Origin of the sequence: Asticcacaulis sp. AC466, from assembly GCF_000495815.1 — a bacterium.
In the GTDB taxonomy this organism is placed as follows: Bacteria; Pseudomonadota; Alphaproteobacteria; order Caulobacterales; family Caulobacteraceae; genus Asticcacaulis.
The window spans coordinates 1-23072 of the sequence record NZ_AWGE01000017.1; the positions used below are offsets into that span (position 1 = coordinate 1).

Annotated in this window: 23 protein-coding genes; 10 read left to right on the forward strand and 13 right to left on the reverse strand. The window is 60.0% G+C overall.

Annotated features, from left to right (window positions below):
- Positions 1 to 331: 331 nt before the first annotated feature.
- Positions 332 to 2143 (reverse strand): AAA family ATPase, encoded by a 1812-nt coding sequence (locus tag AEAC466_RS38055; protein ID WP_081714676.1) that lies wholly within the window; start codon positions 2141 to 2143, stop codon positions 332 to 334.
- 53 nt (positions 2144 to 2196) lie between these two features.
- The gene (locus AEAC466_RS45220) at positions 2197 to 2748 is read right to left on the reverse strand and encodes a recombinase family protein (protein ID WP_200863978.1); all 552 of its coding nucleotides are present in this window, start codon (positions 2746 to 2748) and stop codon (positions 2197 to 2199) included.
- Here AEAC466_RS45220 and AEAC466_RS38060 point away from each other — a divergent pair.
- Entirely contained in the window at positions 2641 to 3237 is a 597-nt protein-coding gene (locus tag AEAC466_RS38060; RefSeq protein WP_023459171.1) for an alpha-ketoglutarate-dependent dioxygenase AlkB, read from the forward strand. The genes AEAC466_RS45220 and AEAC466_RS38060 overlap by 108 nt on opposite strands.
- An 87-nt stretch (positions 3238 to 3324) precedes the next feature.
- On the opposite strand, the gene AEAC466_RS38065 is transcribed toward AEAC466_RS38060, so the two are convergent.
- The gene (locus tag AEAC466_RS38065; protein WP_023459172.1) at positions 3325 to 4086 is read right to left on the reverse strand and encodes a pseudouridine synthase; all 762 of its coding nucleotides are present in this window, start codon (positions 4084 to 4086) and stop codon (positions 3325 to 3327) included.
- A 56-nt stretch (positions 4087 to 4142) separates the two neighbouring features.
- Here AEAC466_RS38065 and AEAC466_RS38070 point away from each other — a divergent pair, with 56 nt between their 5' ends.
- Both AEAC466_RS38070 and AEAC466_RS38075 read left to right on the forward strand, forming a co-directional pair.
- Positions 4143 to 4793, forward strand: a complete 651-nt coding sequence (locus AEAC466_RS38070) for a peptidoglycan DD-metalloendopeptidase family protein (RefSeq protein WP_023459173.1) — start codon at positions 4143 to 4145, stop codon at positions 4791 to 4793.
- On the forward strand, positions 4793 to 6439 hold the full coding sequence (locus AEAC466_RS38075; protein WP_023459174.1) for a PQQ-dependent sugar dehydrogenase: 1647 nt from the start codon (positions 4793 to 4795) through the stop codon (positions 6437 to 6439). The genes AEAC466_RS38070 and AEAC466_RS38075 overlap by 1 nt, the downstream gene beginning before the upstream one ends.
- Here the strand turns inward: AEAC466_RS38075 and AEAC466_RS38080 are convergent.
- The 5 genes from AEAC466_RS38080 to AEAC466_RS38100 form a co-directional block, all read right to left on the reverse strand.
- Positions 6429 to 7163 (reverse strand): ATP-binding cassette domain-containing protein, encoded by a 735-nt coding sequence (locus tag AEAC466_RS38080; RefSeq protein ID WP_023459175.1) that lies wholly within the window; start codon positions 7161 to 7163, stop codon positions 6429 to 6431. The two genes, AEAC466_RS38075 and AEAC466_RS38080, sit on opposite strands and share 11 nt — an antisense overlap.
- Complete coding sequence (gene modB / locus AEAC466_RS38085) at positions 7156 to 7833, reverse strand: molybdate ABC transporter permease subunit (protein ID WP_023459176.1); 678 nt, start codon at positions 7831 to 7833, stop codon at positions 7156 to 7158. Before modB ends, AEAC466_RS38080 begins: the two co-directional genes overlap by 8 nt.
- Positions 7833 to 8198, reverse strand: a complete 366-nt coding sequence (locus AEAC466_RS38090; protein ID WP_023459177.1) for a VOC family protein — start codon at positions 8196 to 8198, stop codon at positions 7833 to 7835. Before AEAC466_RS38090 ends, modB begins: the two co-directional genes overlap by 1 nt.
- Positions 8199 to 8205: 7 nt before the next feature.
- Positions 8206 to 8997, reverse strand: a complete 792-nt coding sequence (gene modA, locus AEAC466_RS38095; RefSeq protein ID WP_023459178.1) for a molybdate ABC transporter substrate-binding protein — start codon at positions 8995 to 8997, stop codon at positions 8206 to 8208.
- Positions 8998 to 9058: 61 nt separating this feature from the next.
- Positions 9059 to 10564 carry a porin gene (locus AEAC466_RS38100; protein ID WP_023459179.1) on the reverse strand — a complete coding sequence of 502 codons (1506 nt, stop codon included), beginning with the start codon at positions 10562 to 10564 and terminating at the stop codon, positions 9059 to 9061.
- A 301-nt stretch (positions 10565 to 10865) separates the two neighbouring features.
- Between AEAC466_RS38100 and AEAC466_RS38105 the strand changes: the two genes are divergently transcribed.
- Positions 10866 to 11099: a BolA/IbaG family iron-sulfur metabolism protein gene (locus AEAC466_RS38105; protein WP_023459180.1), complete on the forward strand. Its 234-nt coding sequence runs from the start codon at positions 10866 to 10868 to the stop codon at positions 11097 to 11099.
- Between the two features lie 4 nt (positions 11100 to 11103).
- On the opposite strand, the gene AEAC466_RS38110 is transcribed toward AEAC466_RS38105, so the two are convergent.
- Positions 11104 to 11583: an Lrp/AsnC family transcriptional regulator gene (locus tag AEAC466_RS38110; protein WP_023459181.1), complete on the reverse strand. Its 480-nt coding sequence runs from the start codon at positions 11581 to 11583 to the stop codon at positions 11104 to 11106.
- A gap of 556 nt (positions 11584 to 12139) precedes the next feature.
- Between AEAC466_RS38110 and AEAC466_RS38120 the strand changes: the two genes are divergently transcribed.
- The 5 genes from AEAC466_RS38120 to mmsB all read left to right on the forward strand — a co-directional run bounded on the left by AEAC466_RS38120 (position 12140) and on the right by mmsB (position 17900).
- The gene (locus tag AEAC466_RS38120; protein ID WP_023459183.1) at positions 12140 to 13213 is read left to right on the forward strand and encodes a Leu/Phe/Val dehydrogenase; all 1074 of its coding nucleotides are present in this window, start codon (positions 12140 to 12142) and stop codon (positions 13211 to 13213) included.
- Positions 13214 to 13281: 68 nt separating this feature from the next.
- Entirely contained in the window at positions 13282 to 14778 is a 1497-nt protein-coding gene (locus AEAC466_RS38125; protein WP_023459184.1) for a CoA-acylating methylmalonate-semialdehyde dehydrogenase, read from the forward strand.
- A 77-nt stretch (positions 14779 to 14855) separates the two neighbouring features.
- Complete coding sequence (locus AEAC466_RS38130) at positions 14856 to 15980, forward strand: acyl-CoA dehydrogenase family protein (protein WP_023459185.1); 1125 nt, start codon at positions 14856 to 14858, stop codon at positions 15978 to 15980.
- Position 15981: 1 nt separating this feature from the next.
- Positions 15982 to 17025 carry an enoyl-CoA hydratase/isomerase family protein gene (locus tag AEAC466_RS38135; protein ID WP_023459186.1) on the forward strand — a complete coding sequence of 348 codons (1044 nt, stop codon included), beginning with the start codon at positions 15982 to 15984 and terminating at the stop codon, positions 17023 to 17025.
- A complete protein-coding gene (gene mmsB, locus AEAC466_RS38140; RefSeq protein WP_023459187.1) occupies positions 17022 to 17900 on the forward strand; it encodes a 3-hydroxyisobutyrate dehydrogenase in 879 nt (292 codons plus the stop codon). Before AEAC466_RS38135 ends, mmsB begins: the two co-directional genes overlap by 4 nt.
- Before the next feature lie 5 nt (positions 17901 to 17905).
- Here the strand turns inward: mmsB and AEAC466_RS38145 are convergent, their stop codons facing one another.
- Positions 17906 to 18388: a GNAT family N-acetyltransferase gene (locus AEAC466_RS38145; RefSeq protein WP_023459188.1), complete on the reverse strand. Its 483-nt coding sequence runs from the start codon at positions 18386 to 18388 to the stop codon at positions 17906 to 17908.
- Between the two features lie 128 nt (positions 18389 to 18516).
- On the opposite strand from AEAC466_RS38145, the gene AEAC466_RS38150 reads away from it, so the two are divergent.
- Positions 18517 to 19449, forward strand: coding sequence for a CAP domain-containing protein (locus tag AEAC466_RS38150; protein ID WP_023459189.1), 933 nt, complete (start codon positions 18517 to 18519; stop codon positions 19447 to 19449).
- Positions 19450 to 19458: 9 nt separating this feature from the next.
- On the opposite strand, the gene AEAC466_RS38155 is transcribed toward AEAC466_RS38150, so the two are convergent.
- From AEAC466_RS38155 to prpB, 3 genes are read right to left on the reverse strand one after another with little or no spacing between them, the layout of a single operon-like run.
- The gene (locus tag AEAC466_RS38155; protein WP_023459190.1) at positions 19459 to 20910 is read right to left on the reverse strand and encodes a bifunctional 2-methylcitrate dehydratase/aconitate hydratase; all 1452 of its coding nucleotides are present in this window, start codon (positions 20908 to 20910) and stop codon (positions 19459 to 19461) included.
- A 57-nt stretch (positions 20911 to 20967) separates the two neighbouring features.
- Positions 20968 to 22122, reverse strand: a complete 1155-nt coding sequence (prpC, locus tag AEAC466_RS38160) for a bifunctional 2-methylcitrate synthase/citrate synthase (protein ID WP_023459191.1) — start codon at positions 22120 to 22122, stop codon at positions 20968 to 20970.
- 26 nt (positions 22123 to 22148) lie between these two features.
- On the reverse strand, positions 22149 to 23039 hold the full coding sequence (prpB, locus tag AEAC466_RS38165; protein WP_023459192.1) for a methylisocitrate lyase: 891 nt from the start codon (positions 23037 to 23039) through the stop codon (positions 22149 to 22151).
- Positions 23040 to 23072 lie beyond the last annotated feature (33 nt).

Sequence of the window (23072 nt, forward strand, 5' to 3'; positions counted from 1 at the left end):
GGAAAATCTTCAAAGCCAGCATACATGGCGTAACCCGCATAATTGGCATATGGTGCATAAGCCCCGCGACGCCCCCATGGAGCGAAGCTGTATCCGCGCCAGCTTTTCTTAGCTTTATTGGTGATGAGAAAATTGTCACTCATCACCTCGCCTAAGTACCGTCCATCCCTGGCATAAACGTCATTCCCATTGAAATGGCCCACGTGCTTCCCGTCATAAGTCCAGAGATCATCGACATCTCTGTAACCAAAACACTGTCCACTCCATGTCCACATCCATTGCATTTTTTCATCTCCGTCTACCGCATTCCGGCCTTCCTTGGCGGCGCTAGTTATTGTTTCGTAGTCAAGCTACCGACATATTCAACAAGCCCGGACAAAGACGCGCGCTTGTTTTCGATAAGCCATGACGTCAATGTTACCGAATGTGTAGTCTTTCGGAATATGAAAGCCGCATCCGTAAGGCTGTTAAACAGGTTTTTTAAAAGGTTCGGCGCGTGGCATCGTTCGAGCCATTCGGGCTTGGAAAAGTCGCCCGTCCAAACGGCTCCATTTGCATAATCTTCGCCGTGTTCCACAATCCATGCTGTCACCTGTTCCGGAGTAATGTGGAGATCGGACCCGTATTTTATGGCTTCAGCTACCAGGACTGCCGAAATAGCATCAGGGTCTAGGATGTAATTTTCGTAAGTGAGGCGAGGAAGGAACTTAACCCGGTGTTGGGTCCGCCGTTCAATATCCGCTATTAGAGAATCGGACCGATCTTCTCGGTCCAGATTGAATGATAACGTCGGAGGAACAAGGCTCGCTCCCGCCGTGAGATTATCATAAATCTCCATAATGGCGGTGGCGTCAGACTTGGTCTCCAGATCCCCCGTATTTCTCAATGATACAAAGGAAACGCCTATAGGGCGCGGGTCCAGCAATGCGGCGATTTTCGGGAAGCACTCACGCTCCGTTGGCCCTTCGACCCAAACAATGCGGTCTGCGCCAAACACATCCGACAGCGACACGCCGATATCGTTGAGCAATCGCTGCATATCATCGATTGAGGACTTATTGAATTCCTCAACGACACTTTCTTCTCCATTCCAGTGTACGGAGTGAATCGTGTCCGGTTCGGCCACAGCAATCAGTTCCGGCGCGTGTGTCGAAATGATGTACTGATTACGATCATACTGCTTTAAAATCCTGATAAGCTTTTTCGCCGCACCTGGGTGAAGAAAGCTGTTCGGCTCATCGATAGCTAGAACGTTTTCGGTTCTAGTCATGGCGACATATAAGATCGCCAGCACCTGTCCTATGCCCGTGCCACATTCTTCAAGGGGAATGCAAAGGTCGTCGCGCTCTGAAGATGGATTAACAGTCCATATGCGAACATTGACATTATTGTTAATAGTTGGAACAACTACGACATTGAAAACGCCGGGAAATATCTCCCGCAGATGCTCGTTGAAGCGCTCAAATTTCCGGATATTTCCCTGTAATTTCAGTAGAACGGCAGGCAGATTCTGAGCGTCAAATGTTAAGATGTCAGTATCTTGCACCGGGCAAGTTCCAATATTCAGGCGTTCCGGGCGGAATACATAAAATTGGGCAGAGACAACCTGATTAAGTAATTCCGGAAATTGATCGGGCGTATTCATAGATGGGCCAGAAAATTGAATATGCTGTCTGTCAGGAGATAAGTGCAATGTGATTGAGCGTCGATCGTCAGTTTGTACAAATTGCTTGTGTGCGGGATAGTCGTGGCTAGAAACAGTATTACCTACATTGTTTAGATTAGCGACAAAGCTGAATGAACGTGCACCTGCGGAGAATAGCTGATCTACCTGAGATTGAGGATCATTTGGTGCAATGGCAATTTGCCATTTATTACCGTGTTGTATTTGTACCGTCTTCAGTTCTGAGCCGCTGACAGATAATTGAGTCGCGACTATTGAAGTGGGAACAATATTCTTTGGATCGGTCGTCAGTCCGCGATAAGGCTTTGACGATGTACCGGTGAACCGCAGTGCTTCCAGAAGCGCCGTTTTACCTGAATTATTCTGACCAACAATGACGTTGAATCCTGCGCCGAAATTGATCTCCCCACTGTCCCGGAAGCCTTTGTAGTTTGTAATGCGCAGTTTTTCGATCTTCATTGCCGCCCCGGAATCGAAAGGTCATTTTCTGACAACCTAACGACGAATACGCACTAGTTACAAGCGGGAAGCCATGGCAGTGATGCTAACGAGCTATTTTCCTTGTCGTCCCCTTCTCCCCTCAGCCGCGCAGTTTCCAACCTCCGCCTTTGTCCGCTCGCTGATGAGCGCAAGTTCAAACTCGGCAATCGCCCAAGAACCGAAGGATCAGCTTGCCGCCTTGAGGTCCAGGTGTCGATAGCCTCTGTCAGCGAGTGGAATTTCATTTCTTGACTTTCCAGCTTCTCAATCGTTTCCAGCAGATGGCGTAGCGAGCGCGCCAGCCGGTCGAACTGCCAGACGACTAATCTGCCAGGAGCAATCCTATGCCGGTTCGATCCCGGCTGGCCGCACCACCTCCTTAGAGGCGTGATCGTTTTCCATCTTTTAGTCTGTCCACGCGGTTGATTTTGGTGGTCATTTATGTTCTCTTTTTGTTCTAAATTTGAGAGCGCAGAATGGCTGCACAGTCCCCATTGTCCCTGTTTGAAGAGGCGCCGCTTCCGGGCCTCGCCTATCGCGATGGCTATATTTCGGCGGAGGAAGAAGCGGCACTGATCGCTCACATCGACCGTCAGCCCTGGTCGATGGAATTGCTGCGCCGTCGCCAATGGTATGGTTGGGCGCCGGATGACACGGCTTACGGCTCACCACAGGAATATCAGCCGCAGCCCATGCCGGAGTGGATGCGCTGGCTGGCCGACCGCTTGCACCAAGACGCGATCTTTGCCGGCGTACCGGAGCGGGCGCTTGTCAACGAATATCATCCCGGTCAGGGGATCGGGGCGCATAAGGACCGCGATGTCGATCGTATCCGGTCGGTGGCGATTATCAGCCTGGGGGCGCCGATCATGATGGAATTTACCCGCCTCGGCCATGATTCCCGCACGCATTATCTTTATCCGCGCAGCCTGCTGACCATGAGCGGAGAGGCGCGGGACAAATGGATGCACGGCATTGTGGGGCGAAAATCCGATCGTGTCGGCGGCCTGATCATGCCCAGGGGCCGGCGCATATCGGTGACGTTCCGATTTGTCGCGCCTAGAGCGAAATAATTTTAAATCGAATCATTATTTCGCTCTAGGTATCTGATTTGCATCATGTTTTTCCAAAAAGTGGCGTCCACTTTTTGGCATGATGCTCTAGCCCCGAATGATCGCAGCGCGTTCCTCTGGCGTGAGATAGCGCCATTGTCCTTCCGGCAAGTCGCCGATCCGCAACGGTCCGATGCGGACGCGATACAGGTCGATAACCCGCAGTTCACACATGTCGCACATACGGCGAATCTGGCGATTGCGGCCTTCCTTCAGGATAAAGGTCAGCGACTGGTCTCCGGTTTGGATCACCTTGGCCGGCTTGAGCTGGCGGCCATCCAGTTCCAGGCCGTGGCGCAGCCACTTCAGCTTTTCCTCGAAAATCGGACCACGCACCTGAACACGGTATTCCTTTTCGAGGTCGCTCTCCGGACCGATGATCGCCTTGGCCAGGACGCCATCGTCGGACAGGATGAGCAGGCCGCGCGAATCCTTGTCGAGGCGTCCCACCGGCGCCAGCTTGGTCGTAAAGTCGGGATAGACATGGGCCGGACCGAAGACGTTGGCACGCCGGATCATGCGCACGGCGGGCGTTTCACCGGGCTCGGGTTGGCCCGACACAATGCCGATGGGCTTGTGGTAGACGATTGTCATGCGGGCATCGAGCGCTTCCGCGCCGCCCTGGTCGAGCGTCAGCACCTGACCGGACATGATCTTGTGCCCGGCGCTGGTGACCGTTTCGCCGTCAATACGCACCAGGCCCTGTTCGATCAGGTCGTCGGCTTCACGCCGAGAACAGACACCGCTCTGCGCCAGCCATTTGTTGACGCGCATCGGCTCATCGCCGTCATAGGTTTTGGTAATGGACATGTCCGTCTCGTACAGCGTGATTGCCGGGCCGGCAAGTCCGGGCTAAGGTCGCACGGATGACGTACGACCGCTTTATCGACTGGCTGGCCACCGCGCCGCCCCGCGCTGAAATCATGCCAGGGGTGCACGCTGGTTACACGCCCATTCGCCTCGACGATGCCGGCGCGCGCGCTTTGGGGCTGCAAAACGGTTTGCCCGGCGATGCCGTTCTGGCGCCGGGGCTGCTTATCGGCGGCTATGACGAGGAGCGGGCCATCTATTCGGGACCGGTATTTGAGGCTGGTGGGGGAGAAGCGCGGACCATACATCTGGGCATAGATATCTTCGAAGCCGCCGGCACGCCTGTGTTTGCGCCATTGGCTGGACGCGTGCACAGCTTCCAGGACAATGCCAACCCGAAGGACTACGGCCCAACCCTCATTCTGGAACATGCCGTCACATCCGAACTGATTTTTTACACCCTCTATGGCCACCTCAGCCGTGACAGCCTGGACGGCGTTGTGGAGGGGATGGCGGTGATGGCAGGACAAAACATCGCCCGCCTTGGCGCAGCCGACGTCAATGGCGACTGGCCGCCACATCTGCATTTTCAGATCATTCTGGATATGCAGGGCAGGCGAGGGGACTATCCCGGGGTATTCAAAAAGAGCGAGCGCGACCAATGGAAACGAATCTGTCCCGATCCGGCCCCTCTGCTGGGGCTGTAATGCGCCGCCTGTTCGGCGGTCTGTTCCTGCTGCTGGCCAGCACCTTGCCCGCCTGCTCCCAGGCGGCGTCCCCGGCGGACATCGCCGCCGGCAAGCAGGTTTTTGCTGCCAATTGCTCCCTGTGCCATGACGCCAGCCCGGCGAAAGCCGCCTTTCAAGGGCCCGCCCTGTTCGGCGTTGTCGGGCGAAAAGTCGGGTCGGTTGAGGGCTTTGACTATACCGAGGCGCTAAAGACGGCGCATGCGCGCGGGGAGACCTGGTCGGATACCAATCTGGACGCCTATCTGGCCGATCCACAAAAGGCCATGCCGGGAACCGCCATGCCGGTCAGTGTCGAGGATGCCACCGAGCGCCGCACCCTGATTGCCTATCTGTCGTCCCTGACCGGCGACGGACCGGCCACCGCAGCCAAGGCCGCGGCGAAGGGCACGGACACGCGCGACTGGCGCCAGGATGCGCCGGGTGTCGTCCACCGCGTCACCGTGGCGGACCTGCCCAAGCCGTTCGCCAGCGAATCCGCCGGCAATGGCCCGAAATATGTAGCGCCGGCCGATGATTTCCTGCCGAAGGTTCCGGCGGGCTTCACCGTCTCGGTTTTCCAGACTGGGTTGGAACGGCCGCGCAATATGCGCACGGCGCCCAATGGCGATCTCTATGTCACGGAGGCCGGCGCTGGTCGCCTCAGCGTCTACCGCAACAAAAACGGCGTGCTGAGCCGGGTGCGTGAAACCGTGGCCGAAGGATTGGATGACCCGTTCGGCATCGCTTTCCACGACAACTATGTCTACATCGGAACGCCGGGAGCCGTCGTACGGGTGGCCATGACGGGCGGCAAGGTGGAAACCGTTGTGCCGAAATTGTCGACCACCGGCGGCCATTCCAGCCGCGATATCGCGTTTTCACCTGACGGCCAATACATGTATGTCAGCGTCGGCTCCGCCTCCAACGTCGCCGAAGGCATGGGCAAGCCGCCCGAAGGCTTCGTGGCCAGCCACGCGCTGGGCGAAAGCTGGGGCAGTGAGTTGGGACGCGCCTTGGTCTTGCGGTTCAAGCCTGACGGCAGCGACCGCCAGGTGTATGCCACCGGCATCCGCAATTGCGTGGGATTGGCCGTGCGCCCTGGCACCAATGAGGTCTATTGCACCACCAACGAACGCGATACGCTGGGTGACGAGCTGGTGCCGGATTATTTCACCCAGGTCGATCAGGGGCAGTTCTTCGGCTGGCCCTGGTATTATCTCGGTGACAACGAAGACCCACGCCAGGCCGGAATGCGTCCCGACCTGAAGGGCAAGATCGCTTTGCCAGATGTGCTCTTCGGATCGCATTCCGCGCCGCTGGGGCTCACCTTCTATCAGGCGCCCGCCGATGCCACGGCCCCGTTCCCGTCGTCCTATGATGGCGTCGCGTTCGTAGCCTTGCATGGCTCATGGAACCGTGCGCAACGTACGGGTTCGAAGGTGGTCTTGGTCCGGTTTCAGAACGGCCAGCCGACCGGCGATTATGAGGACTTCCTCACCGGCTTCATCATCGACGACAAAAAGGTTTCCGGCCGGCCGGTCGCGGTCGCGGTCGGTCCGGAAGGGGCGCTGTACATCTCCGACGATGCGGGCAACCGTATCTGGCGCGTGACGGCTAAACCCTGATACCCGCCTTGAGGGCGGCTTCGGCCAGGGCCCGCACCTGTGCGGGGCTTAGGGCGTCCAGTTGCGTGGAAAAGGCTGCGTCCGGCGTGTCTATGATCCGTCCTTTCGCCAAACGCAGCACGCGGTCTGCCAGGCGTTCCACCTCGTAGGCATCGTGGCTGACATAGAGCACAGGCAGGGCGGTGTCGCGCGACAGCGCGGCGATCATCGGCACGATCTCGGCCTTGGCCTCTCCGTCGAGGCTTGACAGGGGTTCGTCCATCAGGAGGATTTCGGGCGCCGAAAACAGGGCACGGGCCAGGGCGACGCGCTGACGTTCGCCGCCCGACAGCTTATCGACCTTGCGCGCCAGTAGCGGCGCCAGTTTCAGCCGCTCGATCAGGCGTTCGGTTTCCACCGCATGGCCGCCGTTGCGTTTCTGTGCGAAATCGAGATTGCCGCGCACGGTGAGGTGCGGCAGCAGGGACGCCTCCTGGAAGACATAACCGACGCGGCGGCGGTGCACCGGCACGAAACGCTGGTTGTCCTGCCAGACCTGTTCGCCGATTCTAACGTGGCCGGTCAGCCGCGTCAGACCGGCAATGGCGCGCAGCAAGGTGGTCTTACCCGCGCCGGACGCCCCCCATATGGCGGTGACGCCGCGTGCCGGTACGATAAAGGCCGCGTTCAAGGCGAAGCCGCCGGTGTGGCCGTCCAGGGCAATGTCGATCACGGCGTCAGTCATGTTGCGGGCTTCCCAGGCGCCGGTCGATGATCAGCAGGCTCAGCAGGACCGTAAAGGCAAAGACCAGCAACCCGCCGGCCAGGCGATGGGCGTTGGGCCAGTCGAGTTGCTCGACCATCTGCCAGATGCGGATAGACACAACTTCTGTCTTGCCCGGGATAGCGCCGCCGATCATCAGAACGACGCCGAATTCCCCCACCGTATGGGTGAAAACCAGCAGAGCGGCCGTCAGGAAACCTTTTCTGGCCATGGGCAGGGCCACCGAGAAAAACGTGTCGAGGGGCGAGGCGCGCAGGGTCGCTGCCACATCGAAGGGGCGCCGTCCCAGATGCTCAAAGGCGTTGCGGATCGGCTGGACGGCGAAGGGCAGGGAATAGACGATCGATCCGATCACCAGGCCGGCGAAGCTAAAATTAAGGGTGCGGATACCGAAGGGGTGCAGAAGGGTCATCAGGGGGCTTTGCGGGCCCATGGCGACCAGCAGGTAAAACCCAAGCACGGTCGGCGGCAAAACGATGGGCAGGGCGACAATGGCCGTAATGATGTCCTTGACCAGGCTGCGGCCGCGCGACAGCCACCAGGCGAGCGGCGTGGCGATGATCAGCAGGCATAGTGTCGTGATCGTCGCCAGGCAAACCGTGACCCAGATCGCCGCGCCGACATCTGCCATTAGGCGCCTTCGGGTGCGTGGCAGACGGCTTCAATATTGTGGCCGTCCGGATCCAGGACGAAGGCGCCGTAATAGTTGGGATGGTAATGCGCCCGGATCCCTGGCGGGCCATTGTCACGGCCCCCGGCGGCCATGGCGGCGGCGTAGAAAGCGTCAACTGCCGCACGGTTTGGCGCTTTTACGGCGATGTGGATGTGGTCGGTCGGCTTGCCGTCGGTCAGCCAGACCTCGGGCTTGTTGACGCCGTAGCCGCTGCCCCACGGACCATCCATGACCAGCGTGTAACCCAGTGGCGCAAAGGCCGCCGTATAGAAGGATTTACTGTTTTCGCGATTGGAAACCAGGATGCCCATATGATCGATCATTGGAGTCTCACTTTACGTCGTAGCCGTAGGATTTGATGATATTGAGGCCGGCTGGCGATTTCAGGAAGGCCAGATATGCGCGGGCATCGGGATTTTCGTGGAGCAGGATGGCCTGTTGCTCGATCGCCGGGTAGTCCCTGATCGGCACGACCCAGCGGGAGCCCTTATGTGACTTATGAATTTGCGAGAGGGCAACGAAACCCATCTCCGCGGAGCCGGTATCGATGAAGCTGAATGCCTGGGCGATGGACGCGCCCTTGACGATCTTGGGCGCCAGGACGTCGTACAGGCCGCGCTTGCGCAAGTAGTCGACCGCTGCCGCGCCATAGGGGGCGGAGACGGGATCGGCGATCGCCAGATGCTGGAAATTGCCCTGGGCCAGAACCTTGCCGGCGGGGTCTATCAGGGCGGGATTGGCGCTCCACAAAACCAGCTTGCCATAGGCGTAGGTGAACCGCGTGCCCTTGATCCCCAGGCCGCTGTCTTCCAGCTTGAATGGACGCTCGGCGTCGGCGCTCAACATGACGTCGAACGGCGCGCCCTGCTGGATTTGGCTATAGAAGGCGCCCGACGCCCCGAACGTCATGATGACATGCGTACCGGTCTTCTTCTCGAAGGCTTGCGCAATATCCTTGGCGGGTTCGGTAAAGTTGGCGGCGACCGCCACTTGGATGTCCTTGGCCAGCGCGAGCGCGGGAAAGACCAGGGCGATGGCGGCTATGCCCGCGAGGACCGCGCGCCGCAGGCGCGACGGTTTGGAATAGGCCTCTCTGGAGGCGTGTCTCAGGGCATGTGTCATGGCTTGTCCCCTCACCGGATGCGGTGACTTTAGCCACCGCATCCGGTGAGAGCAAGCCGGATCAGTAGTTGAACTGGCTGCGGACGGCGAAGGCGGTGTATTCCTGGCCGATTTGCGCGCCGGCGCCGTTGAGGCGGTCGATTTTGACGGATTGCCCTTCGAAAACGAAACGGATTGCCGGATTAAGCTGCCAGTTCAGGCCAAGCGTGGCGATGTCCTGCTGGCCGCCGCGCACCCGGTCGGCCACTACGGTCGACAGATCGTGATAGTCGAGATCGATCGTGGAATATCGTCCGACCAGTTCGAAAGCGCCCCAATGCCCGCCCTTGGGGTCGAAATTGTGTGCCGGCGTGATGCCGTCGAAGGCGGCTGTCTGGGTATTGTACTTGCGGGTTTCGCCGCTCAGGACCCATCCGCCTTCGACGTACCAGCCCGAGAATTTCGGATCGGTTACCCCGGCGGCCGGGGCCAAACGCTTGATGTCGAACTGGAAGGCTTCGGAAGACAGATAGACCGTCTTATACTGCCAGGCCAGTTCGATACCTGTTGCCCGAGCCGAGTCGGCATTTATAGCGCCGGTGTCTATCAGGCGGGTGCCGTCGACACGCAACTCTGGCCGGTCACGCAATTGTACCGGCCGGCGGACAGCAGAGGCAGCACCGGTATCGGCCGGATTTATAATGGCCGAATAGTTGAGGCCGACATGGACCAGTGCGCTCTTGCTCTTGTACGGTGTGCCGGCAATGCGGGCAGCGACGCCCAGTTGTTCGTCGTTATTGACGACGTTAAAGCCGGTGGCGGCAGTGTTCAGCGCTGAGACCGTGTTGCCGGTAAGCGCTACGGAATAGAGCCAGCGATCATAGGCATTCCAGACCGCCACCCCCATTCGCGTGTCGCCACCGGCGACATTGCGGGCGATTTCAGCCGATGCGGCGCGTTCCAGGAATGGCGAGGCGTTCGCAGATCCGGCATCGGCCAGGCCGGACGAAGGGGCAAATTCGCCCACGCGCACCTTGGCGTTCTTGTAGCCGGAATATTGGATCCACGCTTCATGGATGCGGCCGACGTCTTCGGCTCCGGCGCCACCGAAGTCGAACACCATATTGTAGTCGAAATCCTTGAACAGCTTGCCATTCATCCCAAGTCGGGCGCGACGGAAATTGGTGCCGCTGTTTAGATCGCGCGCCGTGACGGCGGCGGGCAGGTTTTTGTCCTGGCTGTAGGTGGCGGCATCCCCCTGGATGATGCCGTGGAAGGCGATGGTGAAAGCGCCATCGGAAGACGCTATGCTGGGCGTGCCATTCTTGAAGGTAACGGCGGTCGTGGACGCTGGGGCGGCGGCAACGGCGGGGCTCGGCTTGGGGGCGGCGGGCGGGGCGCTATTGGGCGCATTGTACTGGGCGGCAACTTGCGCCTTCAGTTGATTCAGCTGGGATTGCTGGGCATCGATTTGCGCCTGCATAGCGTCCATCTTGGCCTGGACATCGGGCGGGACTTGCTGGGCGAGGGCGGGGACGGCGAATATGAGGGCCGCCAAGCTGGCGGTGGTGACGGTTAGGGTACGCATGAACAGCTCCTGTTAGGGTGATGCCACAATAGGTTGATTTGGTTAATTACGTCCTTAAATTGGGAGAGCGGCGTTATGCGCTGAGGGGGCAGATTTGAATGCGGTTGAAAGTGCCCATTAAGTCATTTTATTTATTAAGAAAATTTCTGCGCCATGTGCGACATTATGTGGGCATGTAAGTACAATTTTGCGACTGGGAGCGCGATAGGCCCTGGTGCAGGTCTTGGGAAGACGGCGGTTAAAGACTGGCCATGGCGGCGAAAACGGGCTAAATCGCGACGCTCAAACGAAGGAGCCTGGCATGGCCGTAGCGCAAAGTGATCTTCAAGCTCGTATAGAGGCGGCGTTTCCGGGGGCGGAGGTGATTATTACGGATCTGGCCGGTGACGGCGATCATTACAAGGCACGCATTGTTTCGGACGCCTTCAACGGCCTGCCGCGCGTGCGTCAGCATCAGATGGTCAACAAGGCGCTGGCCGACCTGCTTAGCGGCCCGTTGCACGCTTTGGCGCTGGAAACCGTCGCCAAAGGCTGAGGCCTTACAAGGACGGTGACGGATCCCGCTTGAGGCGACGCAGGCAAAAGGTCGAGCGGGCATGGCGGATGCCCGGGAATTTCAGCAAGCGCTTACGCAGGAAGCCTTCGTAGTCTTCTGTATCTTCCACCGCGGCGATGATAACGTAGTCGTATTCACCGGTGGTCAGGTACGCATCGGTAACCTCTGGCAACTGAGCCAGGTGGCGCGAGAAATTCTCAATCTTTTCATCGTCATGCATGTCGAGATTGACTTCGACGATGACCGATAGTGGCCGGCCGATCTTTTCCGGCGACAGCAGGGCGACATAACCCGCAATCACGCCCGATTCCTCCAGCCGCTTTATGCGCGACCAGCACGGCGTCTGAGACAGACCGACCTTGTCGGCCACTTCCTGCGTCGTCAGGTGGGCATCTTCGCGCAGGAGACGCAATATCTTGCGGTCGATTTCATCCAGTGACTGGACGTCTTTAGTACTCTTCATGTCGTCTTTTTGCCCTGCAGCAAATTTTTATTCCGCGTTTGGCAATTATCGCAGAAAATTTCACCTGATACCAGTCTCTTGTGGTGGCAGTTAAGAAGCACTTTCTGACGGCCCTGGTTTAGGGTCCGTTCTAACGATCCGGCGCTGCCCCGGCAGCGCAAATGATCGACGACGATAAGACAGGGAAAACGTAATGCGCGCTGACATGACAGTGACGGACGCATACGCGCCGGACATGTGCCGGCAAACGCTCGACAGGAGAGGCGCAATGTTCGGATGCCGAGAGTCTCCGCTCGGTATCCGAGGCGGGCGCTCTGTTCGCAGGGAAGCGGATTTCAATCGCGCAGGCGCCCCCACGGGTGCTGCTATTGCGGGAACCAGCGTGCTACGCGGCGCGCTGGACCTCGCCTTTTCCTCTGATCTTATCGTTTCCCCCATACGCGGCTTCGACCGCGTGCGACCGATCCTGCCGCAGAGCCGGGACGGTTTTCTTCCGCCAATGCCACACCCGTAACGCCTAAAAGACCTGCCTAAGAGTGTAAGAAAGATCAGATCCATGTTTGACCATCCCGACTATGACGGCCACGAAAAAGTACTGATGGTGGAAGACGCCGCTTCCGGGCTGAAAGCCATCATCGCCGTCCATTCCACGGCCTTGGGCGCCGCCGCCGGCGGGTGCCGCCTGTGGCGCTATGAATCGGGTGTCAGTGCCCTGGGAGACGCCCTGCGCCTATCGCGCGGCATGAGCTACAAGAACGCCATGGCGAACCTGCCTATGGGCGGTGGCAAGGCGGTCATTCTTGGGCCAGTCCCGGCCGACCGGCGCGAAGCCGTGCTTGAGGCCTTCGGGCGGGCCGTTGAAAGCCTGGATGGTCAATATATCACCGCCGAGGATGTCGGCGTATCCGTTGCCGACATGAAGGTGGTCTCGCGCACGACCGGATACGTGTCGGGTCTTGACGCCGCCGTCGGCAAATCGGGCGGCGATCCGTCCCCCTTTACGGCGCGGGGCGTTCGTGTCGGTATCGAGGCTGCCGTGAAAGCTCGGCTGGGGCGGTCGGATCTGGCGGGCCTGACGGTTGCCGTCCAGGGCTTGGGCCATGTCGGCACCTATCTGTGCGAAGAACTGTTCAATCTGGGCGCCAAGCTGACGGTTGCCGATATTAATCCCGACCGTGTCGAGGAGGTCTGCGCCCGCTTTGCCGCCGAAAGTGTCAGTGTCAACGACATACTGCTTCAGCCCGTAGATGTGGTGGCGCCCTGTGCGCTGGGCGGCGCCATAACCGAAGACGTGGCCAGCCGTCTTCAGGCCCGCGTCGTTGCCGGCGCAGCGAATAATCAGCTCCTGACGCCCGGCGCAGGTATCATTCTTGGCGATCGTGGCATTCTCTATGCGCCGGACTATGTCATAAACGCCGGCGGCATCATCATGGTGGCCGGGGAAATTTCGGGCAATAATGATGAGGCCGATATTCTGGCGCAGGTGGACGCCATTGGCCCGCGCCTGGCCGACATCTTTGCGCGGGCGAAAACCGAAAATGTGATCACAAATCTGGTTGCCGATTCGATGGCGAAGGATAAGATTGCCTCAGCGGGCCGGGCCAAGGCGCGTCACGCCGAAGCGGCGTAATCCATGCCAGGCACCGTGCCGTGCTGATCGGCACGGTGCTTATAACAGGCCTTAAACAGGACGATCCCATGCGCGACATCCATCACCTCATCAACGGCAAAAGCGTAGCAGGGACGTCTGGCCGGTTCGGCGATGTCTACGATCCCAATACAGGTCAGGTTCAGGCGCGGGTCGCCCTGGCGACGGCGGCGGAAATCGACGATGCTGTCCGCAAGGCAGCTAAGGCCCAGTTGGGCTGGGCCGCCATGAACCCGCAACGCCGCGCCCGGGTTATGTTCGCTTTTAAGGCGCTGATCGAGCGGGACATGGAAGATCTGGCCCGCCTGTTGTCGAGCGAGCACGGCAAGGTGATTGCCGATTCGAAGGGCGATATTCAGCGCGGCCTCGAAGTGGTTGAATTCGCCTGCGGCATTCCGCATCTGCTGAAAGGCGACTATACGGACGGCGCGGGGCCGGGCATCGACGTCTATTCCATGCGTCAGCCGCTTGGGGTCGTGGCCGGTATCACCCCGTTTAACTTCCCCGCCATGATTCCGTTGTGGATGTCGGCCGTGGCCCTGGCCTGCGGCAATGCCTTTATCCTCAAGCCATCGGAAAAGGACCCCAGTGTTCCTGTGCGCCTGGGTGAATTGTTGATCGAAGCAGGCTTGCCCGAAGGGGTTTTTCAGGTCGTGCATGGCGACAAGGTGGCGGTGGACGCCCTGATTACGCATCCGGATATCAAGGCGGTCTCCTTTGTCGGCTCTTCCGACATCGCCCAATATATTTATGCCACCGGCGCGGCGCACGGAAAGCGGGTCCAGGCCATGGGCGGCGCCAAGAACCACGGCATCATCATGCCCGACGCCGATCTCGACCAGGTCGTGAAGGATATTGTCGGTGCGGCCTACGGTTCGGCGGGCGAGCGCTGCATGGCCCTTCCGGTCGCGGTGCCGGTCGGCCGCAAGACGGCGGATGCATTCGTAGAGCGCATGATCGACGCTGCCCGCAACCTCAAGGTCGGTATCTCGACCGACACCGAGGCTCATTACGGCCCGGTTGTGTCGGCGGCGCATAAAGCCAAGGTCGAGGGGTATATCCAGATGGGCGTCGATGAGGGCGCATCGCTGAGGCTTGACGGGCGCGGTCTGACCTTACAGGGCCACGAAGGCGGCTTCTTCATCGGGCCGACCCTGTTCGACAATGTCACCCCGGCCATGACCACCTATCAGGAAGAAATTTTCGGGCCAGTGCTTCAGATCGTCCGCGCCGAAACCCTGGAAGAGGCGGCGGCCCTGCCGTCCCAACATGCCTATGGCAACGGCGTCGCTATCTTCACGCGCAACGGCTTGGCCGCGCGCGAATTTGCGGCCAAGGTCAATGTCGGCATGGTCGGAATCAATGTGCCGATCCCGGTCCCCGTGGCCTATCACAGCTTTGGTGGCTGGAAGCGGTCGGCTTTCGGCGACATGAACCAGTATGGCGAAGACGGCGTACGTTTCTATACCAAGGTCAAGACGGTCACCCAGCGCTGGCCCGACGGTGACATTGGCGACCAGGCGTTTATTATTCCAACCATGACCTAGCTTAAGAATACACAGCCGTAAACGGTGGCCGGACATCCGGACCAAACAAGACCGAGGCGGTAAGGACAGGGACGACGATGCCATTGAATGACGACCAACGGATGATCCAGGCGGCGGCCCAGCGGTTTGCCTACGACCGGCTGCGGCCTTTTGCCGGAGACTGGGACGAGCAGAAGCACTTTCCCGTTAACGTAATGCGTGAGGCGGCGGCGCTTGGCTTTGCCGCCATCTATACCGGCGAAGCGCACGGCGGATCGGGGATGACGCGCCTCGACGCGGTGCTGATCTTTGAGCAACTGTCGCGCGGCTGCGTTGCCACCGCGGCCTTTCTGTCCATCCACAACATGTGCACCTGGATGATCGACAGTTTTGGCTCTGACGATTTGCGTGCCCGTTTTGTGCCGGAACTGGTCAGTATGGAGCGGATCGCCAGCTATTGCCTGACCGAACCGGGATCGGGGTCTGACGCCGCCGCCATGAAGACGCGTGCGGTCCGCGACGGCGACAGCTACGTCCTGACCGGCGCGAAGCAATTCATCTCGGGCGCGGGCGTCTCTGACCTCTATGTCGTGATGGCCAGAACGGATGAAACGATTTCGGCCTTCGTCGTCCCCAAGGACGCCGCTGGCCTGTCTTTCGGGGCCAATGAAAAGAAGATGGGCTGGAACGCCCAGCCGACCCGCCAGGTCATCTTTGATGCGGTCCGCATTCCGGCGGAAAACCGCATCGGCGACGAAGGCGAGGGCTTCAGGTTCGCCATGAAGGGGTTGGATGGCGGCCGCCTGAACATCGCCGCCTGTTCGCTCGGTGGGGCGCAGGACGCCCTCGATCGGGCCAGCCAGTATGCGGCCGAGCGCAGCCAGTTCGGCAAACCGATCAACGAATTTCAGGTGACGCAATTCAAGCTGGCCGACATGGAGACCGAACTTCAGGCCTCGCGCACCTTGTTGTACGAGGCGGCGGCGCACCTGGACGCCAAAACACCGGATGCGACCAAATGGTGCGCCATGGCCAAGCGGTTCGTGACCGACGCCGGATCGAAGATCGCCAATGACGCCTTACAGATCCACGGCGGCTACGGCTATCTGCACGATTACGGGGTCGAGCGGATCGTCCGCGACCTGCGTGTGCACCAGATTCTCGAAGGCACGAATGAGATTATGCGCGTGATCGTATCGCGCGCCATGACGAAAGGGCATTGATATGGAAGCGCCGGTTCTCATCCGCGTCGAAGATGGTGTCGGGCGCATCACGCTCAATCGCCCCCAGGCGCTGCACGCGCTTAATACCGACATGTGCCAGCGCATGTATGACGCGCTGACGGCGTGGGCGGACGACGACGATGTGCATTTGCTCATGATCGATCACCGAGAGGGTACGCGCGGTTTCTGCGCCGGCGGTGATATCCGCATGGTGGCGCAGTCGGGCCGGGTCGATGGCCGCGATGGCGCGCAGTTCTTTAATATCGAATATCGCCTGAATACCCGGATCAAACGGTTCCCTAAGCCGTATGTCGCTATTCTTGACGGTGTGACCATGGGCGGCGGGGTTGGCATTTCGATCCATGGCTCGCATCGCATCGCGACGGAAAACACGCTGTTTGCCATGCCCGAAACCGGTATCGGCCTGTTCCCCGATGTCGGCGGCGGGTGGTTTTTACCGCGCCTGTCGGGTCAGATAGGTATCTGGCTGGCCCTGACCGGCGCGCGCCTGAAAGGCCGTGACGTGCTGGCCGCGGGAATCGCGACCCACTATGTACCGTCGGCGGCCTTGGAGGCGCTGAAACCGCGCCTGGGTGCCGCCCGGACGCATGATGATATCGATGCGATACTGGCCGACTATGCCGAGCCCGCAGGTCATCCCAGCTATGCCGAACATCTCGCCACGATGAACCACTGTTTCGCCAAGCCAACGGTTACCGACATCTGCCTGGCGTTGAAAATGGCGGATGACGATTGGGCGACGGCGCAGGCCGATATTCTCAAGACGCGATCCCCCCTGTCCATGGCTGTGGCGCTGGAACAACTCCGGCGGGGGGAGGCAATGTCTACCTTTGAAGAGGTCATGCGCATGGAATACCGCATCGCCTGTCACATCATCCGTGGCAATGATTTTTCGGAAGGCGTGCGGGCGGTGATCGAAGACAAGGATCATGCGCCGAAATGGTCGCCGCAATCCCCGGCGGGCGTGACCCCGCAGATGGTCGAGGCCGTTTTTGCTCCGGTAGCAGAGGAGCTTCGGCTATGAACATCGCCTTTATCGGTCTGGGTCACATGGGGTCGGGGATGGCCGCCAATCTGGTGCGCGCCGGTCACACGGTCCAGGCCTTTGATCTGAGCGAAGCCGCGATGACCCAGGCCGTCGCGGACGGCTGCGTCGCCGCCACGTCTCTGAGCCAGGCCTGCGCGGGCGCCGAAGCGGTGGTGACCATGCTGCCGGCCGGCCAGCATGTGCTGTCGGTCTATGCCCAGGTCTTTGTCCACGCGCCGACGGCGGCCATTCTGATGGACTGTTCGACCATCGATGTTGAAACCGCGCGTCAGGTGGCGGCGCAGGCGTCTGCGGCGGGCTTCGACATGGTCGACGCCCCCGTATCCGGCGGTGTCGCGGGTGCCGCGGCGGGGACTCTGACCTTCATGTGCGGGGGAACGCAAGCCGCCTTTGACCGCGCGGAGCCGATCCTGGCGCGGATGGGCAAAGCGGTGATCCATGCCGGTGACCCAGGTGCCGGGCAGGCGGCGAAGATATGCAACAACATGCTCCTGGCCATTACCATGATCGGGACGTGCGAAGCCTTTGCCCTGGCCGAAAAGCTGGGGCTCAAGGACCAGACGTTTTTCGATATTGCCTCCAAGGCGTCGGGGCAAAGCTGGTCGATGACCAGCTATTGTCCGGTGCCGGGGCCGGTGCCGACGTCGCCGGCCAATAAAGATTATCAGCCAGGCTTTGCGGCCGCGCTGATGCTCAAGGACCTGACCCTGGCCATGCAGGCCGCGGGCCAGACCGACGCGGATACGCCGCTGGGCGCCAAGGCACATGCGCTTTATGAGGCCCTGTGCAGCCAGGGCCACGCCGCCCAGGATTTTTCCTATATTATGGAACGCATACGCCGGGGCGCCTAACGGATTTAAAGCTTCCGGTACATGAGCAGAATATCGACATAGCCGAGGGTCGGATGCAGGAAGGCTTCCGGCAGGCGGGCCATGATATCGAACCCGAAGCTTTGCCACAGGGCGACGGCGCGCGTATTCGTGCTGATAACCGAATTGAACTGCATGGCGCGATACCCTTCAGCTCGCGCAGTGTCCAGCGCATGGGTGCACATGGCACGCGCCACGCCGCGACCGGTGGCCGCCGGGTCGGTCATGAAACCGCAATTGGCGACATGTGCGCCGCCACCCAAACGGTTCGGCGTCAGGAAATAGTGCCCCAGGACGGTGCCCTCCTGCTCAGCCACGAAAACCTTATGCGGCGGGGCGAACCAGTAGGTGAGGGCGGCCTCCCGATCCCAGTCGCGTGGCAAGGTATAGGTTTCACCGGCCCGCAAGGTGGGTTCGATGATCGCCCATATGGCGTTGTGGTCTTCAGCGGTGGCGGGTCGAATAATCATGCCGCCCTATACCATGCCGAGAGCTGCGCACCAGGCTTAACGAACGCGTAACTGCGTCTTTTGTTTAAACCTTAACGCGCGTCATGCATACTTAAGACAACTCATATTGGGCGAAGATTTGAGGGTGTATGCGTATCCTGTTGATAATAGCTGGTTTCTTGCTGGCGGCACCGGTTAACGCCGAGACGGCGAACGGGGGTGGGGGGCAGACCCACGCAACGGCCAATGCCGAGCGATTGCTGGACATGATCAATCGCGAGCGCGTCGCCCATGGATGCGGGCCGTTGCGGATGGATGACCGCCTGGTCGCGGCGGCGGATCGCCACAGCCTCGACATGATCACCGAAGGGTTCATCGACCATGTGTCGCCAACCGGCTCTACACTCACCTCGCGGGTCGCCGATACCGGCTACCGCTCCGGTGACCTCGGCGAAAATATTCAGGTCAGCAGTGGTGTTCTGTCCGAAGTAGCCGATATCACTATGGAAAACGCGTCTCAGCGCGCAAACCTGCTCAACTGCGCCTATACCGAAACCGGCATCGCGGCGCGTATAAAGAGGGATGGGCCGTTCGATAGCTTTTATTGGACTCAGATATTTGCCACGCCGGAACCGATCCAGGTCGTCAACAGCAACCGGTCAACCGAACGGGTGCTTTACCTGATCAATGCGGAACGCGCCAAGCACGGCTGCCAGCCTTTGCACGTCGAAACGCGTCTGATGGCTGCGGCCAATCGTGAAAGCCAGGACATGGTCGACCGGCATTTCTTCAGCCATACCGCGCCGGACGGAGCAACGCCCGGTGAACGTGTCCGCGCGACCGGCTATGTCTATCAGATGGTCGGTGAAAACATCGAGGTCAACACCTACGATCCGCAAGGGGTGGTCGAGGCCTGGATGAAAAGCCCCGGCCACCGCGAAAACATCCTGATGTGCGCCTTTCGTGAAACCGGAATAGCGGTCGCCTACCAACCCGATGACACGGCCGTTGCCGGGGTTCCGGGCACTCTCAGGGCGTATTGGACGCAAGTCTTCGCCATGCCGCTCAATCTCGGCCGCTAACTCCTTGCTTTAGATCACATACAGATCAACATAGTCGTTGACCGGCATGGCTTCCAGCGCCTGCTGATTCAGGCTGACCTTGAGGATGGCGGCCTGTTGCTTGGTCGGGAAGCGTCGCGCCAGATTTGTGCGGAACTTGGCTTCGAGCAGCGGAATGCCGTCTTGGCGGCGGCGCTTGTGACCGATCGGATATTCCACGACGACCTCGTCGAATACTGTGCCATCGTTCAGTTCTATCGTCAGGGCATTGGCAATCGATCGCTTGTCCGGATCGTGATAGTCGGCGGTAAATTGCGCATCTTCGACGCAGAAAATCTTGTCGCGCAGGACATCGATGCGGGAATCGGCGGCGACGCCGTCCTCATAATCGGCGGCGGTCAGGCGGCCGAAGATCAGCGGCACGGCGACCATATATTGAATGCAGTGGTCGCGGTCGGCCGGATTGTCGAGCTTGCCCTTCTTGTCGATAATACGGATGCAAGCCTCATGCGTGCGGATGGTGACCCGCTTGATGTCTTCGGTGGTGTACCCGAACGCGCCCAGCTTCTGATGCAGCATCATGGCGGCCTCGACGGCGGTCTGGCTGTGGAATTCGGCCGGGAAGCTGATCTTGAACAGCACATGTTCCATGACGTAGCTGCCATAGGGGCGCTGGAACCGGAAAGGCTGCCCCTTGAACAGCACGTCGTAAAAGCCCCAGGTCTTCGCCGTCAGTACCGACGGATAGCCCATTTCTCCCTTGCCCGCCATCAGGGCCAGGCGAACGGCGCGCGAGGTGGCGTCGCCGGCAGCCCACGACTTGCGCGATCCGGTATTGGGCGAATGGCGGTAGGTCCGCAGGGATTGACCGTCAACCCAGGCCAGCGAGACGGCATTGATGATCTCTTCACGGTCGAGCCCGAGCATCTGGGCCACGACGGCGGTCGATGCGACCTTCACCAGCACGACATGGTCGAGGCCCACCTTGTTGAAGCTGTTTTCCAGCGCCAGGCAGCCTTGGATTTCGTGCGCCTTGATCATGGCGGTCAGAACGTCGCGCATGGTCAAGGGTGTCTTGCCGGCGGCAACGGCGTTGCGCGACAGCCAGTCGGCGACGGCCAGTATGCCGCCCAGATTATCCGACGGATGGCCCCATTCGGCTGCCAGCCAGGTGTCGTTGAAGTCTAGCCAGCGGATCATGGCGCCGATATTGAAGGCGGCCTGAATCGGATCGAGCTGGAACTGGGTGCCCGGGATCTTGGCGCCGTGGGGCACCACCGTACCTGGAACGATTGGGCCCATAAGCTTGGTGCAGGCCGGATAGTCGAGCGCCTCCAGTCCGCAGCCCAGGGTGTCGATCAGGCAGTTGCGCGCCGTTTCATAGGCCAGGTCGGACGTGACCGTGTAGTCGAGCACATAATCGACGATATCGGTCAGAACCTGGTCGGGGGCGGGGCGTTCGTTGGGGATATGGGCGGACATGAGGCTTCCTTGATAACATCTCCTGCGTGATGCAGGGCAACGCGGGAGACGATTGACTTACGGGCGGTCCTTGAGGGGAACAAAGGGTCTGTCCTCCGGACCGGTATAGTTGGCATTGGGGCGGATGATCTTGCCATCGATGCGTTGCTCGATAACGTGCGCCGACCAGCCGGAGGTGCGGGAAATGACGAACAGGGGCGTGAACATCGCGGTCGGCACGCCCATCATGTGATAGCTGACCGCCGAGAACCAATCGAGGTTGGGGAACATCTTTTTGGCGTCCCACATGGTGGATTCCAGCCGCTCGGCAATGTCGAACATCTTGGTCGATCCGGCTTCCTGCGATAGGGAGCGGGCCACGTCCTTGATGACCACGTTGCGCGGGTCGGAAACGGTATAGACCGGATGGCCGAAACCGATAATGACTTCCTTGTTGGCGACGCGCGCCCGGATATCGGCTTCGGCTTCGTCGGGCGTGTCGTAGCGCTTCTGGATTTCGAAGGCGACCTCGTTGGCGCCACCATGCTTGGGTCCGCGAAGGGCGCCGATGGCGCCGGTAATGCACGAATACATGTCCGACCCCGTGCCGGCGATGACGCGAGCGGTAAAGGTCGAGGCGTTGAATTCATGTTCGGCATACAGGATAAGTGAGGTGTGCATGGCCCGTACCCAGCTATCCGGCGCGGGATGACCGTGCAGCAGGTGGAGGAAATGCCCGCCGATGGAATCGTCGTCTGTCTCGACCTCGATCCGTTTGCCGTTGAAAGCGAAGTGATACCAGTAGAGCAGCATAGAGCCCAGGCTGGCCATCAGGCGGTCGGCGATGTCGCGCGCACCGGGCGTATTGTGGTCGTCCTTTTCCGGAAGGACGCAGCCCAGGGCTGAAACGCCGGAGCGCATGACATCCATCGGATGGGCGGAGGCCGGCAAGCTTTCCAGCACGTCGGTGACGGCGACCGGCAGACCGCGCAGGGATTTCAGCTTGGCCTTGTACCCTTTCAGTTCGCCGGTATTGGGCAATTTGCCATGCACCAGCAGAAAGGCGATTTCCTCGAATTCCGAGGTCTTGGCCAGGTCAAGAATATCGTAGCCGCGATAGGCTAGGTCGTTGCCGGTGCGGCCGACCGTGCACAGGGCCGTATTGCCCGCCACCGTGCCCGACAGGGCCACGGACTTCTTTGGCTTAAAGCCGGTAGGCGTATCTCCGTCCATTGGGCATTCCTCTTTTTCCTGTTGTCTTATTTTGTTTTATTGGTGTTGAAGAGGGCGTCGAGGCGCTCTTCGAACGCATGGTAACCGATACGGTCATACAATTCCTCGCGGGTCTGCATGGTATCGAGCACGTTTTTCTGGTGGCCGTCGCGGCGAATGGCCTGGTAGACATTTTCCGCCGCCTTGTTCATGGCGCGGAAGGCCGACAGCGGATAAAGCTGGATGGCGACGCCAGCGCTGGCCAGTTCATCACGCGTGAACAAAGGTGTCTTGCCGAACTCGGTGATATTGGCCAGGACCGGGACCTTCACCGCATCGACGAAGCGGCGATAGGTGTCCAGATCATAGGCCGCTTCGGCAAATATGCCGTCGGCACCGGCTTCGACGCAGGCGACCGCCCGGTCTATGGCCGCGTCCACGCCGTCCACCGCAATGGCATCTGTGCGCGCAATCAGGAAGAAGTCAGGGTCGGTCTTGGCGTCGGCCGCAGCCTTGACCCGGTCAACCATTTCGGATGTCGATACGATTTCCTTGCCCGGGCGATGGCCGCATCGCTTGGCGCCGACTTGGTCTTCGATGTGGCAGGCGGCGGCGCCGAATTTGATCAGCGATTTGATGGTGCGCTCGATATTGAAAGCGGAGGGGCCAAAGCCCGTATCGATATCGACCATCAGCGGCAGGTCACAGACATCGGTAATCCGGCGGATATCGACCAGCACGTCATCCAGTGTGTTGATGCCGAGATCGGGCATGCCGAGCGATCCCGCCGCCACGCCACCGCCGCTGAGATAAATGGCTTTGTAACCGGCCCGCTTGGCCAGCAGAGCATGGTTGGCATTGATCGTACCGATCACTTGCAACGGCTGTTCAGCCGCCAGTGCAGCACGGAATTTGGCGCCTGCGGAAGCGATGGTCATGGCGTAGTCCCTGTTCTGTTTTAATCTGGAAGT

Excerpts from the sequence above, each read along its gene's own strand:
- AEAC466_RS38135 (WP_023459186.1), top strand. The coding sequence starts at position 15,982 with ATGGAAGCGCCGGTTCTCATCCGCGTCGAAGATGGTGTCGGGCGCATC.
- AEAC466_RS38120 (WP_023459183.1), top strand. The coding sequence starts at position 12,140 with ATGTTTGACCATCCCGACTATGACGGCCACGAAAAAGTACTGATGGTG.
- AEAC466_RS38105 (WP_023459180.1), top strand. The coding sequence starts at position 10,866 with ATGGCCGTAGCGCAAAGTGATCTTCAAGCTCGTATAGAGGCGGCGTTT.
- AEAC466_RS38155 (WP_023459190.1), bottom strand. The coding sequence starts at position 20,910 with ATGTCCGCCCATATCCCCAACGAACGCCCCGCCCCCGACCAGGTTCTG.
- AEAC466_RS38150 (WP_023459189.1), top strand. The coding sequence starts at position 18,517 with ATGCGTATCCTGTTGATAATAGCTGGTTTCTTGCTGGCGGCACCGGTT.
- AEAC466_RS38060 (WP_023459171.1), top strand. The coding sequence starts at position 2,641 with ATGGCTGCACAGTCCCCATTGTCCCTGTTTGAAGAGGCGCCGCTTCCG.
- modA (WP_023459178.1), bottom strand. The coding sequence starts at position 8,997 with ATGACACATGCCCTGAGACACGCCTCCAGAGAGGCCTATTCCAAACCG.
- prpB (WP_023459192.1), bottom strand. The coding sequence starts at position 23,039 with ATGACCATCGCTTCCGCAGGCGCCAAATTCCGTGCTGCACTGGCGGCT.
- AEAC466_RS38080 (WP_023459175.1), bottom strand. The coding sequence starts at position 7,163 with ATGACTGACGCCGTGATCGACATTGCCCTGGACGGCCACACCGGCGGC.
- mmsB (WP_023459187.1), top strand. The coding sequence starts at position 17,022 with ATGAACATCGCCTTTATCGGTCTGGGTCACATGGGGTCGGGGATGGCC.
- prpC (WP_023459191.1), bottom strand. The coding sequence starts at position 22,122 with ATGGACGGAGATACGCCTACCGGCTTTAAGCCAAAGAAGTCCGTGGCC.
- AEAC466_RS38055 (WP_081714676.1), bottom strand. The coding sequence starts at position 2,143 with ATGAAGATCGAAAAACTGCGCATTACAAACTACAAAGGCTTCCGGGAC.
- AEAC466_RS38145 (WP_023459188.1), bottom strand. The coding sequence starts at position 18,388 with ATGATTATTCGACCCGCCACCGCTGAAGACCACAACGCCATATGGGCG.
- AEAC466_RS38090 (WP_023459177.1), bottom strand. The coding sequence starts at position 8,198 with ATGATCGATCATATGGGCATCCTGGTTTCCAATCGCGAAAACAGTAAA.
- modB (WP_023459176.1), bottom strand. The coding sequence starts at position 7,833 with ATGGCAGATGTCGGCGCGGCGATCTGGGTCACGGTTTGCCTGGCGACG.
- AEAC466_RS38125 (WP_023459184.1), top strand. The coding sequence starts at position 13,282 with ATGCGCGACATCCATCACCTCATCAACGGCAAAAGCGTAGCAGGGACG.
- AEAC466_RS38100 (WP_023459179.1), bottom strand. The coding sequence starts at position 10,564 with ATGCGTACCCTAACCGTCACCACCGCCAGCTTGGCGGCCCTCATATTC.
- AEAC466_RS38075 (WP_023459174.1), top strand. The coding sequence starts at position 4,793 with ATGCGCCGCCTGTTCGGCGGTCTGTTCCTGCTGCTGGCCAGCACCTTG.
- AEAC466_RS38130 (WP_023459185.1), top strand. The coding sequence starts at position 14,856 with ATGCCATTGAATGACGACCAACGGATGATCCAGGCGGCGGCCCAGCGG.
- AEAC466_RS38070 (WP_023459173.1), top strand. The coding sequence starts at position 4,143 with ATGACGTACGACCGCTTTATCGACTGGCTGGCCACCGCGCCGCCCCGC.
- AEAC466_RS38065 (WP_023459172.1), bottom strand. The coding sequence starts at position 4,086 with ATGTCCATTACCAAAACCTATGACGGCGATGAGCCGATGCGCGTCAAC.
- AEAC466_RS38110 (WP_023459181.1), bottom strand. The coding sequence starts at position 11,583 with ATGAAGAGTACTAAAGACGTCCAGTCACTGGATGAAATCGACCGCAAG.